This is a genomic window from Cellulosimicrobium cellulans (assembly GCF_006539945.1).
In the GTDB taxonomy this organism is placed as follows: domain Bacteria; phylum Actinomycetota; class Actinomycetes; order Actinomycetales; family Cellulomonadaceae; genus Cellulosimicrobium; species Cellulosimicrobium cellulans.
In genome coordinates, this window is the sequence record NZ_BJNZ01000008.1 from 1 (window position 1) to 15,981 (window position 15,981).

Consider the following 15,981-nt stretch of genomic DNA (forward strand, 5'->3'; position numbering starts at 1 on the left):
AAGGGGCGTCAGAGCGGCGCTCCTCGAACCCACGGCCGACAGACCAGGGCGACGGCGCCGCAGCCCCGAGCACCGAGACCACCCCCGCCGCGGACCCAACCACGGCTCTACCTCGCGCGACCACGGCTCTACCTCGCGCGACCACGGCTCTACCTCGCGCGACCACGGCTCTACCTCGCGCGACCACGGCTCTACCTCGCGCGACCACGGCTCTACCTCGCGGGACCACGGTTCTACCTCGGCAGAAGGGGCCGCTCGTGTCAGGGCCGGGCGGTAGGGTCGTGCGGGTATTTTCCACCGACCTCAGGAGAACCCCGTGGCCTGGCAGCCGACCGATCCCCGACAGCGTGCACGGCGCAACCGTCGCGTCGCGATGATCGTCGTGGCGGCGCTCCTCGCGACGTTCCTCATCCCCGCGCTCGCGATCGTGCTGTCCTGACCAGCCGATGGGCGACGGGCGGTTCGGGCCGCGGCTGAGCCACGACGACCTCAACCGCGCGCTGCTCGCGCGCCAGCACCTCGATGCCCCGCGCGCGGCATCGGTGCTGGACGAGGTACGGCACCTCGTCGGGCTCCAGTCGCAGGTGCCGTCGTCGCCGTACCCCGCCCTGTGGTCGCGGCTCGCGGCGTTCGCGCCCGACGACCTGGGCTCGCTCCTCACCGACCGCGAGGTCGTGCGCGTGGGCGCGCTGCGCGGCACGGTGCACCTGGTCGCCGCGGACGACGCGCTGGCACTCACGGCGCTGGTGCGGCCAACGCTCGCCGCGTACCTGCGGGCGAAGAACCAGCACGGCGCGGCCCTCGCGGACGTGGACCTCGACGATCTCGAGGAGGTCGCGCGCGGCCTGCTCGACGAGCCGCTCACCTCGGTCGAGCTCGGCAGGCGGCTCGCGGAGCGGTGGCCGGACGTCGACCCCAAGCACCTCGCGTACGGGGCGCGCTGCCTGCTGCCGCTGGTCCAGGTGCCGCCGCGCGGGCTCTGGGGAGCGAGCGGGCCGGGCACCACGACCACGTGGACGACGGCGCAGGCGTGGCTCGGCGGGTCGGACCCGGTCCTCGACGCGGTCGCGCACGAGACGGACCCCGACGCCGTCCTCGCGACCCGCGTCGGGCTCGTGCGGCGCTACCTGGCGGCGTTCGGCCCGGCCTCCGTGGTCGACGCGCAGCGGTGGGCGGGGCTGACCCGGCTCAAGGCCGCGTTCGACGTGCTGCGTCCCGAGCTCGTGACGTTCACGGGCCCGGACGGCAAGGAGCTCTTCGACCTCCCCGGCGCGCCCCGCCCACCGGGCGACGCGCCCGTGCCGGTGATCATGGCCGGCGACTTCGACAACCTCGTCCTCTCCCACGACGACCGGACGCGGATCCTCGGCGACGTGCCGGTCAAGAGCGTCGTGAGCATCAACGGCCAGGTCGCGGCGACGGTGCTCGTCGACGGGCGCGTGGCCGGGGCGTGGACGGCGCGGCCCACCGCCACGACCACCCCGTCCGCCCCCGCCCGGGCGACGACGGGAGCGACGTCGCCCGACGAGCCTGCGGACGACGTCGTGCACGTCGAGGTGCGCCCGCTGCGCGGCCCCGCGGGTGAGGTGACCCCGGACGGCACGGCTGCCGGCGGAGCGGGCGACGCCGACGTCCGCCGCTCCCCCGCGGACCGGCTCCACGAGCCCGGCGTGCGCGACGCGGTCGTCGCGCGAGCCGAGGACTGGGTCCGGTGCGCGTGGCCGGGCGCGCGGGCGCGCGTCGTCGTGCACGACTGAGCGGGTCCCACGAGCCACGGCCGGGAGCCGGGAGCCGGGAGCCGGGAGCCGGGAGCCGGGAAGAAGCGTCAGGCCGCGACCGGGGCGACGTCGCCCGCGTGGTCGGCGGTGAGGTCACCGGTCTCGCCGGCCGCCACGGCGCGACGGCCGAGCACGATCGTGTAGACCCAGAACCCGGCGAGCGCGATCGCGCCGATGACGATCTTGAGCCACCAGGGCATGGTCGAGCCCGTGACGAAGCCCTCGATGACGCCGGAGACCGCGAGCGCGATGACGAGCCCGATCGCGACCGTGACGAGCGCGCGGGCCTCCTGCGCAAGGGCACGCGAGCGCGGCAGCGGGCCGGGGTCGACCCAGGCCCAGAAGATCCGCAGGCCCGCGGCGCCGGCGACGAACACGGACATGAGCTCGAGCAGGCCGTGCGGCGCGATGAGCTGGAGGAAGAGCCCGAGCTCGCCGTGCGCGGCCATCATCCCGCCGGTCGACCCGATGGCTACGGCGTTGGAGAACAGCACGTAGGCGGGGAAGATCCCCGTGATGCCCAGGCCGATGCACTGGGCCGCGATCCAGGCGTTGTTGGTCCAGACGACGGTGGCGAAGTCGAGGCCGGGATCGTAGTACGACGCGAACGCCTCGTTCACGTAGTTCTCCTGGACGCTCGGCGGCCCCATGGACGCGAGGCCCTCGGGCGTCGTCGCGACCCAGATCCCCGCGACGAGCGCCACGACGAGGCACGCGACCGTCACGCCGACCGACCACCACCGGATCCGGTAGAGGGCCGCGGGCAGGGACACCGTGAGGAACCGCACGACGTCGCGCCACGCAGGCTCGTGCGCCCCGGCGATGCGAGTCCGGGCCTTGCCCAGGAGCACGGACAGTCGCGAGATGAGCACGGGATCCGGCGCGACGGACCGGACGGTCGACAGGTGCGTCGCGACGGCCTGGTACAGCCGAACCAGCTCGTCCGCCTCGGCGCCGTCGAGCGTGCGCCGCGAGGTGAGGGTCTCCAGGCGGTCCCACTGCGCGCGGTGCACGTCGGTGAAGGCGTCGAGGTCCACGACCGATACCCTGCCACACGGGGCGTGCCGCCGGTGCGCCGACCGGTGCGCGGGCACGGGCCCGTGACGGAACGAGGGTGAGGAGCAGCGTGCGGGACGGCATCCTGATCGGCGAGGGCGTGGTCCTCGACGCGCGACCGGCGTCGTTCGTCACGCGCGGCCTCGCGCTCTTCCTCGACATGCTGACGCTCTTCGTCGCGCTGTTCGCGCTGCTCTTCGCGACGTCGGGCTCGCTCGAGCTGGTCGACCCGGACTTCGCCCCGGCCATCGGCATCGCGCTCGCCGCCCTCGTCATGGTCGTGATCCCCACGACCGTCGAGACGCTCTCGCGCGGCCGCTCGCTCGGCAAGCTGGCGCTGGGCATCCGGGTCGTGCGCGACGACGGCGGCCCGGTCCGCTTCCGGCACGCCTTCCTGCGCGCCCTGGTCGGCATCGGCGAGATCTGGCTGACGCTCGGCTCCGTCGCGCTCGTCGCGTCGCTGACGAACGACAAGGGCAAGCGCCTCGGCGACATGGCGGCGGGGACGTACGCGATCCGGGTGCGGGGCGGGCGGCCGACGCTCGCGCCGCTCGTCATGCCTCCGTACCTCGCCGCGTGGGCGTCCCACGCCGACATGCGGCGCCTGCCCGACGGCCTCGCGCTCGCGGCGCGGCAGTTCCTGGCGCGTGCGAACAAGCTCCACCCGGCGTCGCGGGCCCGGCTGGGCCAGGAGCTCGCTGGGCAGGTCGAGCGATACGTCGCGCCCGGACCGCCGCCCGGCACGCACCCGGAGACGTTCCTCCTGGCGGTGCTCGCCGAGCGGCGCGACCGGGACTGGGCGACGGCGCAGCGCGCGCAGGCGCTCGCCGGGGAGCAGGCCGAGCTGCTGCACCGGCTCCCCTACTCGATCCCTGACCCCACGCGCTGACGCCGCGACGCGCGCCGCACGGGACGCGCGTCCTCGAACCGGCCGACGACGCGGGAGATGCCCAGGAGCACGAGCGCGAAGGCGCCGAACCAGACCGGGCGGCTCGCCCACCAGTCGGCGCTGCCCGGTACCGGGAGCTGCTGACCGAGCACCACGAGCACCGTCCCGACGACGACGATCATCGCCGTGAGGTGCCACAGGTAGACGGTCATCGACCGTCGGGCGAGACCCGCGACGACCGCCCGGCCGCGCCCGTCCGCCCAGCGCACGAGCGGCCCGCGGGCGGCGAGCGCGAGCGCGACGAGCGCGACCGCGTGCAGGACGACCGGCGCCGTCGGCGGGCCGAGGTTCGACATCGCGTCTCCCGGCATGCCGATGAGCGAGACCGGGTACGGCCCGACGACGACGAGCAGGGCCGCGAGCGCCGCCGCCGCGAGCCCGATCCCGATGAGCGCGAGCGGCCGCGGGAGGACGGCGACGGGCACCACGCGTCCCCGCCGCACGACCCGCGTCCCCGAGCGCGCGTCGGCGTACAGGAGCCCGATCGCGTAGGGGACGGCCCACACGAGCACGACGTCGACCAGCGCGAGGCGTTCCAGCCCGGCGCCGAAGCGCAGCGCCTCGACGGCGAGCGGCGCGGCGGCGAGCGCCCCCACGGTCCACCAGCCCGCGGCGTGCAGCGCGCGGCGCAGGAGCGGCGTGAGCACGACGAGGCCGAGGTACACCGCGAGGAACCACAGGAGCTGCGGCGCGAGCGTCGCGAGCGAGCGCACCGCGTCCCCGGGCAGCCCGACCGCGAGCAGCACCCCGATCGCGACGGCCCACGCCCCGACGAACACCCCGACGGGCCGCAGCAGCCGGGGCACGCGCCGTCCGGCGAGCCGTGCACCGGCCGCGAGGTCGGCGAGGACGCTCGGGCGCGCCACCACCCGCCCGGCACCCGCCGGCCCGGGCGAGCGACCGCCGTCGGGCCCACGCCGCAGCCCGTACGTGGCCGAGGCGCCGGCGGCGAAGAACAGGAGCGCGAGGACCTGGAGCACCCAGGTGACGGTCCAGCCGGCGCCGTGCGCGAGGGCGTTGCCGATGCGCAGGTGCTCGCCGTCCCACGTCGCGTCCGCCATGAGCCAGTGCACCGTCAGGACGCTGAGCGTCGCGAGGGCCCGCACGGCGTCGACGAACACGTCGCGCCGCGGTCGGCGAAGGTCGTCCGCGGCGCTGAGGCGGACCGGTGCGGTGCCCGGCGTCCGCGCGGTGCCCGACGACGGTCGGTCCCGGTGGGGCTGCACACCGCCCGGGGGCGACGGTCGGGCGGGGGCGGGTCGCGCGCGGGACGGCGAGCGGGTCGGGGACGGCGGCGGCGACAGGACGGCCACGGGATGCTCCAAGGTCGGCGAGCCCGGGGGGATCCCCGGTGCTCACCAGTCTCGAAACATCCCGTTCGTCCCGGTACGGGACGGTCCCCCGAGCCGTTCGCGGCGGACCACCTGGTCCGACGGGGGTTGTCCCCCGCCCCGCTCAGACCTTGAGGTAGCGCAGCACGGCGAGCACGCGGCGGTGGTCGCCCGCGTCCTGGGGCAGGCCGAGCTTGCCGAAGATCGACGTGACGTTCTTCTCGACCGCGCCGTAGGAGAGGAACAGCGCCTCAGCGATCGCGGAGTTCGACCGCCCCTGCGCCATGAGCTCCAGGACCTCGGTCTCGCGGGGCGTGAGGCGCGCCAGCCCGTCGTCGGAGCGTGACGCGCCCATGAGCTGGCTCACGACCTCGGGGTCGAGGACGGTCTGCCCGGCCGCGATGCGCGTGAGCGCGTCCACGAACTCGGCGACGTCCGCGACGCGGTCCTTGAGCAGGTACCCGACGCCGCGCGCGCCTCCGGTGAGCAGCTCGCTCGCGAACCGCGTCTCGACGTACTGGGAGAACAGGAGCACGCCGAGGTCGGGGTGCGCGGCGCGCAGCGCGAGGGCGGCGCGCAGGCCCTCGTCGGTGAACGTCGGGGGCATGCGGATGTCGACGACGGCGACGTCGGGCAGGGCGTCCTCGGCCGCGAGCCGGGAGACCCGCGCGACGAGCTCGTCGCCGTCCGCGACCGCCGCCACGACCTCGTGGCCGCGGCGCGTGACGAGCGCGACGAGCCCGTCGCGCAGGATGGCGGAGTCCTCGGCGATGGCGAGCCGCATGGTGTCCTTCCGGTCGGGCGGGCCGTGCGACGGCCCCGGCGGGCGGGATGCCCCGGGGACATCGTGCCCGACGCCGTCCGCGCGGACCGGCAGGACACGGTCGTCCGTGCGCACGTCAGACCCGGACGGGGAGGAGGACCGTGACGACCGTCGGGCCGCCGACCGGGCTCGTGAGCTCGAACGTGCCGTCCACGGAGCGCACGCGCTCCGCGAGGCCCGCGAGGCCGGACCGCTGGCCGTCGGACCCGGGCTGCACGACGCGCGCGCCACCCTGGCCGTCGTCGCGCACCCGCAGGCGCAGCCGCGCGCCGCGACCGCTCCCCTGCCGCTCGACGAGCACGTACACGCCCGTCGCCCGCGCGTGCTTGACCGCGTTCGTCACGAGCTCGGCGACGCAGAAGTACGCGATCGACTCCACGGCCGGCGCGAGCCGACCGGACGCCTCGACGGCGGGGTCGACGTCGACCGTGACCGGGAGCGGCGAGCGCGCCGCGAGCGTCTCGAGCGCGACGGCGAGCCCGTTGTCGAGCGCCGGCGGGTGGATGCCGCGGGCGAGCTCTCGGAGCTCGACGAGCGCCTCCTTGGTCGACGAGTGGGCGAGGTCGACCAGCTCGAGCGCCTCGTCGGGGTCGCCGCCCGACGCGAGCTGCTCCTTGGCCTCGCCGAGCTGCATCGCGACGGCGACCAGACGCGCCTGGGTGCCGTCGTGCAGGTCGCGCTCGATGCGCCGCAGCTTCGCGTCGGCGTCCTCGACGGTGCGGCCGCGCGACTCCTCGAGGTCGGCGACGCGCAGGCTCGAGAGCGTCGGGCCGAGCAGCGCGACGGTGAGCGCCCGGAAGAGCTGGGCGAATCCGCGCGTGACCTGCGCCCAGAGCCAGAGGAAGAGCAGGCCGACCAGGACGAGGCCGAGCTGGCGCACGGGGGTGTCCACGTACCAGTCCACCCCGAACGACGCTCCGCGGTGCCACGACCCGTCGCTCGCCTGCTGGAGGGGGAGCCAGCGCGACCAGATCCAGTGCGTCGTCCCGCCGAGCCCGACGGCGAGGAAGACGGTGCTCACCACGAACGACACGATCGCGAGGGGGAAGGTGACGAGGAGGAAGAGCACGGCACGCCACCCGGTCCCGTCGCCGATGCCGCTCCACAGCGTGCTCCAGAACCCGCGGCGCCGGACGTACGGCGCGGGGGCGGCGACGTCGATGCCGAGCGCCGAGCGCGCCAGGGAGCGGTACATCGAGCCCCACCCCCGCCCGCCGACCACGACCCAGCCCGCGACGACGAGGCCGATGACCGGCACCAGCATCGCCACGAGGAAGACGACCGCGAACAGCCCGTAGGTGAACGCGAACGGGGCGAGGAGGATCGCGAGCCACAGGTACCCGTACGCGCGCCACGTCTGCCGGTGGAACGGCGCGCTCGCGAACGCCACCCGCTCACGGTGGTCGACATACCGCGGGTCGGGCTGCGTGCCGGCGAACGTCGTCGGGTCCCCCGCCGTCGCGGCCGTCGCGGCCGTCGCGGCGACGCTCGTCGGAGGTGCGGTCGGCGCCGGTCCCGGGGTCAGGGTGCCCGACGTCGGGTCGCCCGCGGGCACGACGCTCGGCTGGTCAGGGGTCACGGCAGTCATGGTGCCAGTCTCGGCGAGCCGCGGTCACGACGACAGGGTGGCCGCCGCCGCGCCGGGGTGGGGACAACCCCCGTGTCACCCGGCGCGGCCGGGTCAGTGCAGGAGGTACTTGACGGCGATGACCACGCCCGCGAACGCCGCGGCGAGCAGCGTCTCCCCGGCGAGCCGTGCGCCCCGGGCACCCGCCCGGTACGCGGCGAGGAAGCCGACGACGCCGAGGAGGAGCACGGTGAACCACACCGCGACGAGCGCGGCGTTCTCCACGTCGAGCCCGAACGCGTACGCGAGCAGGTAGACCCCGATCCCGGGGACCGCACCGAGCAGCACGCCGACGTTGAGCCGGAGAGCCGTGAGGGTGCGGTCCCACAGGGAGTGCCCGCTGTCGTGGAAGCGCCCGCTGACCGCGTCCACGTAGCAGTGCGCGAGCCAGTACCCGACGGCGACGAGGCCCGTCGCGACGACCACCCGGTCTCCCGTCGGGGCGTGCACGCTCGACACCGCCATGACGAACCCCGCGACGATCGCGCCGTAGAGCAGGTCGTGCGGGGGCTCGCGCTCCCACCGGTCGCCCACCCGGTGCCACAACGGCCGGACGCCCGGAGGCGGTCCCTCCGGCTCGCCGTCGACCGGCGGACCGGCCTGTCCCGCCGCGCCCCCGCCCGCGGGGGGCGAGGGCACGGCGGAGCGACGCTCGTCGGGCGACAGGTCCATGCGGCCTCCTCGTGGCACGACCGGGTGGTCGACGCTCAGTAGCGGTAGTGCTCAGGCTTGTACGGGCCCTCGACCGGGACGCCGAGGTAGTCGGCCTGGGACGGCGAGAGCTCGGTGAGGCGCACGCCGAGCGCGTCGAGGTGCAGGCGGGCCACCTTCTCGTCGAGCACCTTGGGCAGGCGGTAGACCTGGCGCGCGTACGAGCGCTCGCGGCCCTCCCGCTCGGCGGCGGTCGCGTCCTGGAACAGCTCGATCTGGCCGATCACCTGGTTGGAGAACGAGTTGCTCATGACGAACGACGGGTGGCCGGTCGCGTTGCCGAGGTTGAGCAGGCGCCCCTCGGACAGCACGACGATCGAGCGGCCCGCGGGCTGCCCGCCCGGGCCGGGCTCCGCGAACGTCCACTCGTGGACCTGGGCCTTGATCTCGGTGCGCGACACCCCGGGCACCTCGGCGAGGCCGGCCATGTCGATCTCGTTGTCGAAGTGCCCGATGTTCCCGACGACGGCCTTGTCCTTCATCGCGACGAGGTGCTCGGCGCGGATCACGTCCTTGTTGCCCGTGGTCGTGATGAAGAAGTCCGCCTCGCCGAGCACGTCCTCGATCCGGGCGACCTGGTAGCCGTCCATCGCGGCCTGGAGCGCGCAGATCGGGTCGACCTCGGACACGATGACGCGCGCGCCCTGGCCGCGGAACGCCTCCGCAGCGCCCTTGCCCACGTCGCCGTACCCCGCGACGAACGCGACCTTGCCACCCATGAGGACGTCGGTCGCGCGGTTGATGCCGTCGGGCAGCGAGTGGCGGATGCCGTACTTGTTGTCGAACTTCGACTTGGTGACCGAGTCGTTGACGTTGATCGCCGGGAAGAGCAGCTCGCCCGCCTCGGCGAGCTGGTAGAGACGGTGCACGCCCGTCGTCGTCTCCTCGGTGACGCCCTGGATCGCCTGGGCGATCGTCGTCCAGCGCAGGGGGTCCGCCTCGAGCGCGCGACGCAGCACGGCGCGGACCACGTTCATCTCGTGCGTGTGGTCGGGCTCGCCCGGCAGCGTGTCCGGCGGGACGACGCCCGCGCGCTCGTACTGCAGGCCGAGGTGGACGAGCATCGTGGCGTCGCCGCCGTCGTCGAGGACGAGGTTCGGCGACTCGTCACCGGGCCACACCAGGATCTGCTCGGTGCAGTCCCAGTACTCCTCGAGGCTCTCGCCCTTCCACGCGAAGACGGGCACGCCCTGCGGGTCCTCGGGCGTCCCGTGCGGCCCGACCACGACGGCGGCCGCGGCCTCGTCCTGCGTGGAGAAGATGTTGCAGCTCGCCCAGCGCACCTGCGCCCCGAGCGCGACGAGCGTCTCGATGAGGACCGCGGTCTGGACGGTCATGTGGAGCGAGCCGGCGATCCGCGCGCCGGCGAGGGGCTGGGACGCGCCGTACTCGGCGCGCAGCGCCATGAGGCCGGGCATCTCGTGCTCCGCGAGGCGGAGCTGGTGACGGCCCGCCTCGGCGAGGGACAGGTCGCGGACCTTGTAGCGGCCGGGGACCTCGTCGAAGCCGGGAGCGGCTCCCGAGGTTCCGGTCGTCGGGGCTGGCGCTGTGGTGGACATGGTTCTCCTGTGCGTACTCGGTGCCGGTCGGGCCGGTGGTGCCGGCCCTGCGGGTGGCTGGCCGATGGCCGGCCGGTGGCTGCGCTGGGGGCTCCCGTCCGCGCCGGGCGGGACCACGGTCCCGCCCGGGTCCAGCCTACCGACGACGGCGCCGCCCGGCCCCGGCGAGCGGGACGCCCGGCCGGGCTACACCGTTCGTCCGGCGCGCGCGCCCGGGCGCGCGCGTAACACGAATGCTTGACCATCTCAAGGTCACAAAGGGATAACGATCCGAGATCGCCCATCATCCGCGCCATTGCAACGATGATCGGTCAAGAAACGTCCTGGAACAGTCCCTGATCCACGGGCCCTAGGTAGAAGTTGAACCTCGAATCAGGCAGGGTGCTGGAGTACCGATTGACGTCGGACCAGCATGTGGCCCGCTGCGCGCAGAGCGCGGAGGTCGCCCCCCGGGCGCCCGACCGCGACGCGTTCACCGGCCGCGTGCCACGCTCCCGAGACGCCGCCGCCGGACCCCTCTGGCGCCGTCCTCGCGCGGGGCGTGCCGGTCCCCCGCACGGAAGGTGGCGAGACCCGCCCGCATGACTGCCCCCAGCATCACCCCGCCAGACAGCACCACAGCGGTACCCGAGCAGACCGGGCCGGGCACGACAGCGGCCGACGTCGCCGTCTCCGTCCGCGACGTCTACAAGGTCTTCGGCCGCCGACCCGTCGAGGCCATCCGCCGTCTCGAGCAGGGCGCGTCCCGCGACGACGTCAAGTCGCTCGGCACCGCCGCGGTCATCGACGCGAGCTTCGACGTCCGGCGCGGCGAGATCTTCGTCGTCATGGGCCTCTCCGGCTCCGGCAAGTCCACGCTCATCCGCATGCTCAACGGCCTGTGGAAGCCGACGGCCGGCCACGTGGTGGTCGGCGGGACCGACCTCGCGGCCACCGACGCCAAGCAGCTGCGCGCCCTGCGCCGCAGCAGCGTGAGCATGGTCTTCCAGCACTTCGCGCTGCTCCCCCACCGCACCGTGCTCGACAACGCCGCCTACCCGCTCGAGATCCAGGGCGTCGGCAAGGCGGAGCGTCGCGAGAAGGCGCGCACCGCGCTCGAGCTCACGGGCCTCGGCGGCTGGGAGGACTCGCTCCCGTCGCAGCTCTCGGGCGGCATGCGCCAGCGCGTCGGGCTCGCCCGCGCGCTCGCCGCCGACACCGACGTCCTGCTCATGGACGAGGCGTTCAGCGCGCTCGACCCGCTCATCCGCCGCGAGATGCAGGAGCAGCTCCTCGACCTCCAGCAGCGCCTCGGCAAGACGATCGTGTTCATCACGCACGACCTCAACGAGGCCATGCACCTCGGCGACCGCATCGCCGTCATGCGGGACGGCCGGATCGTGCAGATCGGCACGGCCGAGCAGATCCTGTCCGACCCCGCGAACGACTACGTCGCCCAGTTCGTCGCCGACGTCGACCGCACCCGCGTGCTCACGGCCTCGTCCGTCATGGTGCGTCCGGCGGTCGTCGTGCCCGTGAGCGGCGGGCCGCGCCAGGCGAGCCGCGCCATGCGCGATGCGCAGGTGTCGGCCGCGTACGTCGTCGACCGCCAGCGCGTGCTGCACGGCGTCGTGCGCGACGACGACGCCGTCGCCGCGCTCAAGGCCGGCAAGGAGTCCATCGGGGACCTCGTGCACGACGGCGTCGCGCCCGTCTCCCCGGACACGCCGCTGGCGGAGATCTTCGCCCCCGCGGCCGAGTCCTCGCTCCCGGTGCCCGTGACCGACGCCGAGGGCCGCCTCGTGGGCGTCGTCCCGCGCGTCACCCTGCTCGAGGCCATGGTCCCGCCGGACCAGCCGCGCACCGGCGAGATCGAGCTCGGCGCGCCCGTCCGGGAGGACGAGACGGTGACGGACGCCGCCGTGGACTCCGACCTGACGACCGAGGGAGGTGCCGCGTGAACGACACCTTCGTCCCCCGCATCCCGCTCGGCGAGTGGGTCGACACGTTCGTCGACTGGATGACGACGACGTTCCGACCGCTCTTCCGCTTCGTCAAGGACGTCCTCGTCGGCGTCTACGACGGTCTCGACACCGTCCTGTCGAGCCCGCCGTTCTGGGTCGTCGCGCTCGTGCTGGCCCTGCTCGCGCTCCTCGCCAAGGGCTGGAAGCTCGCGCTCGGGTCGCTCGTCGGGTTCGTCGTCATCGCCGGCGTCGACCAGTGGGACAACGCGATGGACACCCTCGCGCTCGTCCTGCTGTCGGCCGTCCTGGCGCTCGTCGTCGCGATCCCGCTCGGCATCTGGGCCGCGCGCAACGACCGCGTCTCCGCCGTCGTGCGGCCGGTCCTCGACTTCATGCAGACCATGCCGGCGTTCGTCTACCTCATCCCGACCGTCGTCATCTTCCTCACCGGCCCCGTCCCCGGGATCATCGCGACGATCATCTTCGCCATGGCCCCTGGCGTGCGGTTCACCGAGCTCGGCATCCGGCAGGTGGACAAGGAGGTCGTCGAGGCGGGCCAGGCGTTCGGCTCGACCCCGGGGCGCATCCTGCGCCAGATCCAGCTCCCGCTCGCTCTCCCGACCATCATGGCCGGCGTCAACCAGGTCATCATGCTGTCGCTCTCCATGGTCGTCATCGCGGGCATGGTCGGCGCCGGCGGCCTCGGCAACGACGTCGTCGCCGCGCTCCAGCGCGTCAACGTCGCCCTCGGCTTCGAGGCCGGCCTCGCCGTCGTCATCCTCGCGATGTTCCTCGACCGCGTGACCTCCGCCCTCGGCGACCGCGCGCCCGTCTCGCGCGCCCTCGCCGCAGCGCGCGTCTGAGGCGCGCCCCCCACCGTGCCCGGCCGCAGCGCCGGGAAGCCGCCCGCCGCACCCCCGGCGTCGGGCACACCGACCGGGTCCGCCCGGACCCAGGGAAGGACAGCATGACCCCCGCACGCACCCGCACCACCCACCGCACGGCCCGCCGCTCCGCCGCCGTCGCCGCGACCGCCGTCCTCGGCCTCGCCCTCACCGCCTGCGCCTCCGACTCCGGGTCGGGCGGCTCGGACGGCGGCTCCACCGGGGAGGACGAGACCTCCATCTCCATCGGCATCCCCTCCGGCTGGGACGAGGGCATCGCCGTCTCCCACCTGTGGACGGCGATCCTCGAGGAGGAGGGCTACGACGTCTCCTCCCAGACCGCCGACGTGGGCGTCATCTACACCGGCCTCGCCGGCGGCGACTTCGACGTCACGCTCGACGTGTGGCTGCCCTACACCCACGCCTCCTACGAGGAGGAGTACGGCGACCAGGTCACCGACCTCGGCTACTGGTACGACGACGCCAAGCTCACCATCGCGGTGAACGAGGACTCGCCCGCGCAGTCGCTCGAGGACCTCGCCGGCATGGCGGACGAGTACGGCAACAAGCTCGTGGGCATCGAGGCGGGCGCCGGCCTCACCAAGATCACCCAGGAGCAGGTCATCCCGACCTACGGGCTCGAGGGCATGGACTACTCCATCTCCTCGACCCCCGCGATGCTCGCCGAGCTCAAGGGCGCGACCGACGCCGGCGAGAACATCGCCGTCACCCTGTGGCGCCCGCACTGGGCCTACGACGAGTTCCCCGTCCGCGACCTCGAGGACCCCGAGGGCGCGCTCGGCGAGGCCGAGAAGGTCCACATGTGGGGCTCGTCCGACTTCGAGGAGCGCTACCCGACGCTCACCAAGCTGTTCGGCGCCTTCACGCTGGACGACGAGCAGCTCTTCTCGCTCGAGAACATGATGTTCAACTCCGACGAGTACGCCGACGAGGCCGAGGCCGTCCAGGCGTGGCTCGAGGCGAACCCGACGTTCGTCGACGACCTCAAGGAGGCCGCGGGCGTCTGACGTCCGGACCGGAGCACGAGCGCGGCGGCCGCCTCCCGTACGGGGGACGGCCGCCGCCTCTCTATCATCGTGCGGTGACCTCTCCCCAGACCGAGCTCCGCACGCACCCCCCGCGGCACGCCGCGCCCCGTGCGTCCGGCGGCACGCCGGCAGCGCCCCGGACGGACGTCCAGGCGCTCCGCGCGATCGCGGTCGGGGCGGTCGTCCTCAACCACCTGTGGCCGAACCGGCTCCCGGGCGGCTACGTCGGCGTGGACGTCTTCTTCGTCATCTCCGGCTTCCTCATCACGTCGCACCTGCTCAAGGAGCTGCTCTCGACGGGGCGCGTCCGGCTCGCGACGTTCTACGCGCGCCGCGTCCGCCGCCTCCTCCCGGCGGCGCTCCTCGTCCTGGCGGTCTCCGCCGTCGCCGTCTGGGCCTTCCTGCCGTACACGGCGTGGTCACGCAGCGCGCAGGAGATCGCGGCGTCCGCGTTCTACGTCGAGAACTGGGCGCTCGCCGCGCGCTCCGTGAACTACTCCGCGCTCAACGACGACGCCACGGTCGCGCAGCACTACTGGTCGCTGTCGGTCGAGGAGCAGTTCTACCTGCTGTGGCCGCTCCTGCTGCTCGGCCTCTACCTCCTCGCCGTCCGAGGGGCGCGCGGGGCCTCCCGGCCGCGGCGCGTCGTCGCGACGGGGGTCCTCGTCGTCGGCGCGCTCTCGCTCGTGCTGAGCATCGTCATGACGACGCGCTCGCCGAGCGAGGCGTACTTCGTCACCCCGGTCCGGTTCTGGGAGTTCGCGCTCGGTGGCCTCCTCGCGCTCGGCGCGACCCGGGTGCGGCTCAACGGCGCCGCGGCGAACGTGCTCGCCCTGGTCGGCTTCGCGACCATCGCCGCCACCGCGCTCGTCTACGACCACGCCACGCCGTTCCCCGGCTGGCTCGCCGCGGTCCCCGCGCTCGGCACGGCCGCCGTGATCCTGGCCGGGACCGAGCGTCGCCCGCTGCTCCACGACCGGGTCACGGCGCTGCGCCCGGTCCAGGTCCTCGGCGACGTCTCCTACTCCGTCTACCTGTGGCACTGGCCCCTGATCGTCGTGGCTCCGTTCGCGCTGAGCCGGTCGCTCACGACCGTGGACAAGCTCGGCATCGCCGTCGCGTCCGTCGCGCTCGCGTGGGTCACCAAGGTCCTGGTCGAGGACAAGGGACGGACGTGGCGCTGGGCGTCCGTCCGGCCACGCCGGTCGTTCGTGCTCATGCTGGCGGGCATGGCGATCATCGGCGCGCTCGCCCTGGGGCTGCACGCCGCCGCGGGACGCTCCGCGGCCGAGGCGGAGCGCGCGGCGCAGGAGGCGGCGGCTGCCGACGCCGCGTGCTACGGACCGGCCGCGCTCGCCCCCGGGGCGCCGTGCGACGACCCGTTCGGCCCCGCCGCCAACCCCGTCCTGGGCGAGGACAGCAAGTACTACGTCCTCGACCACCCGGACGCGTGCGGGCAGGCCGGGTCCTGGCTGGAGATCGACGGGACCAAGACGACCGTGCGGTGCGACTTCGGCGGCGGGCCCGACGCACCCCGGGTGTGGGTCATGGGCGACTCCCACGCACAGCAGTGGCAGGCGCCGCTGCTGGAGATCGCCGACGAGCGGGGATGGCAGGTGACCCTCAGCTTCCTCGGCGCGTGCCCGCCGGCCGACGTCGAGTACGTCGGGTACCGAGGGAACCCCGCGACCGCGGAGAAGCGCGCGCAGTGCGACGAGTGGCGCGACGCCGTGCACGACGAGATCTCCGCCGAGAAGCCGGCCATGGTGTTCACGTCGAGCTTCGCCCGCGCGGAGCAGGTCGACGACGGCACGGGCCGGAGCGCGACCGAGCAGTACGTCGAGGGGTTCCGCTCGTTCTGGCAGCCGTGGCTCGAGGCCGGGACCGACGTCTACGTGCTCGGCGACCCGCCGATGAACGGCATGGTCCGCGACAAGGACTGCGCGATCCTCAACCCGCAGTCACCGGTCGAGTGCGCGGTCGACCGGGGGGTCGCCCAGCCCGCCGACCCCATGCTCGAGGCGGCGAGCACGCCGAGCGACGGGCCCGGGCGGCTCGTACCCGTCGACCTCAGCGACCGCTTCTGCGACGCCGACCGGTGCTACGCCGTCGTCGGAGGGCTGCCGGTCTACGCGGACCGGGACCACCTCAACAAGCAGTACGCCCTGGGCCTCGTCCCCGAGATCACGGCACGGGCCGGACTGGACCGGTGACGGCGACCGCCCCCTGACGACGACGAGGTCCCCGCCGAGACGGAGAGGTGGCGCCGGC

The 15,981-nt window shown here is 74.1% G+C and carries 13 protein-coding genes; 7 read left to right on the top strand and 6 right to left on the bottom strand.

Going from position 1 to position 15,981, the window contains the following annotated elements:
* Positions 1–316 precede the first annotated feature (316 nt).
* Positions 317–439, top strand: coding sequence for a hypothetical protein (locus CCE02nite_RS20965; RefSeq protein ID WP_255318720.1), 123 nt, complete (start codon positions 317–319; stop codon positions 437–439).
* Positions 440–446: 7 nt separating this feature from the next.
* Positions 447–1,757 carry a winged helix DNA-binding domain-containing protein gene (locus CCE02nite_RS08120; RefSeq protein WP_141389163.1) on the top strand — a complete coding sequence of 437 codons (1,311 nt, stop codon included), beginning with the start codon at positions 447–449 and terminating at the stop codon, positions 1,755–1,757.
* 68 nt (positions 1,758–1,825) lie between these two features.
* On the opposite strand, the gene CCE02nite_RS08125 is transcribed toward CCE02nite_RS08120, so the two are convergent.
* The gene (locus CCE02nite_RS08125; protein ID WP_141389164.1) at positions 1,826–2,815 is read right to left on the bottom strand and encodes a stage II sporulation protein M; all 990 of its coding nucleotides are present in this window, start codon (positions 2,813–2,815) and stop codon (positions 1,826–1,828) included.
* An 89-nt stretch (positions 2,816–2,904) separates the two neighbouring features.
* On the opposite strand from CCE02nite_RS08125, the gene CCE02nite_RS08130 reads away from it, so the two are divergent.
* Positions 2,905–3,723: an RDD family protein gene (locus CCE02nite_RS08130; RefSeq protein ID WP_141389165.1), complete on the top strand. Its 819-nt coding sequence runs from the start codon at positions 2,905–2,907 to the stop codon at positions 3,721–3,723.
* Here the strand turns inward: CCE02nite_RS08130 and CCE02nite_RS08135 are convergent.
* The 5 genes from CCE02nite_RS08135 to ahcY all read right to left on the bottom strand — a co-directional run bounded on the left by CCE02nite_RS08135 (position 3,696) and on the right by ahcY (position 9,834).
* Positions 3,696–4,904 (bottom strand): acyltransferase family protein, encoded by a 1,209-nt coding sequence (locus tag CCE02nite_RS08135; RefSeq protein ID WP_255318721.1) that lies wholly within the window; start codon positions 4,902–4,904, stop codon positions 3,696–3,698. The two genes, CCE02nite_RS08130 and CCE02nite_RS08135, sit on opposite strands and share 28 nt — an antisense overlap.
* Positions 4,905–5,238: 334 nt before the next feature.
* Positions 5,239–5,898, bottom strand: coding sequence for a response regulator transcription factor (locus CCE02nite_RS08140; protein WP_141389166.1), 660 nt, complete (start codon positions 5,896–5,898; stop codon positions 5,239–5,241).
* 115 nt (positions 5,899–6,013) lie between these two features.
* A complete protein-coding gene (locus tag CCE02nite_RS08145) occupies positions 6,014–7,525 on the bottom strand; it encodes a sensor histidine kinase (protein WP_141389167.1) in 1,512 nt (503 codons plus the stop codon).
* Positions 7,526–7,618: 93 nt separating this feature from the next.
* Entirely contained in the window at positions 7,619–8,236 is a 618-nt protein-coding gene (locus CCE02nite_RS08150) for a hypothetical protein (protein ID WP_141389168.1), read from the bottom strand.
* A gap of 35 nt (positions 8,237–8,271) precedes the next feature.
* Positions 8,272–9,834 carry an adenosylhomocysteinase gene (gene ahcY, locus CCE02nite_RS08155; protein WP_141389169.1) on the bottom strand — a complete coding sequence of 521 codons (1,563 nt, stop codon included), beginning with the start codon at positions 9,832–9,834 and terminating at the stop codon, positions 8,272–8,274.
* 581 nt (positions 9,835–10,415) lie between these two features.
* On the opposite strand from ahcY, the gene CCE02nite_RS08160 reads away from it, so the two are divergent.
* The 4 genes from CCE02nite_RS08160 (at position 10,416) to CCE02nite_RS08175 (ending at position 15,923) form a co-directional block, all read left to right on the top strand.
* Positions 10,416–11,774 (top strand): quaternary amine ABC transporter ATP-binding protein, encoded by a 1,359-nt coding sequence (locus CCE02nite_RS08160; protein WP_141389170.1) that lies wholly within the window; start codon positions 10,416–10,418, stop codon positions 11,772–11,774.
* A complete protein-coding gene (locus CCE02nite_RS08165) occupies positions 11,771–12,640 on the top strand; it encodes an ABC transporter permease (protein WP_141389171.1) in 870 nt (289 codons plus the stop codon). The genes CCE02nite_RS08160 and CCE02nite_RS08165 overlap by 4 nt, the downstream gene beginning before the upstream one ends.
* A gap of 104 nt (positions 12,641–12,744) precedes the next feature.
* Positions 12,745–13,689: a glycine betaine ABC transporter substrate-binding protein gene (locus CCE02nite_RS08170; RefSeq protein ID WP_141389172.1), complete on the top strand. Its 945-nt coding sequence runs from the start codon at positions 12,745–12,747 to the stop codon at positions 13,687–13,689.
* 74 nt (positions 13,690–13,763) lie between these two features.
* On the top strand, positions 13,764–15,923 hold the full coding sequence (locus tag CCE02nite_RS08175) for an acyltransferase family protein (protein WP_170227258.1): 2,160 nt from the start codon (positions 13,764–13,766) through the stop codon (positions 15,921–15,923).
* The last annotated feature ends 58 nt before the right edge of the window (positions 15,924–15,981 follow it).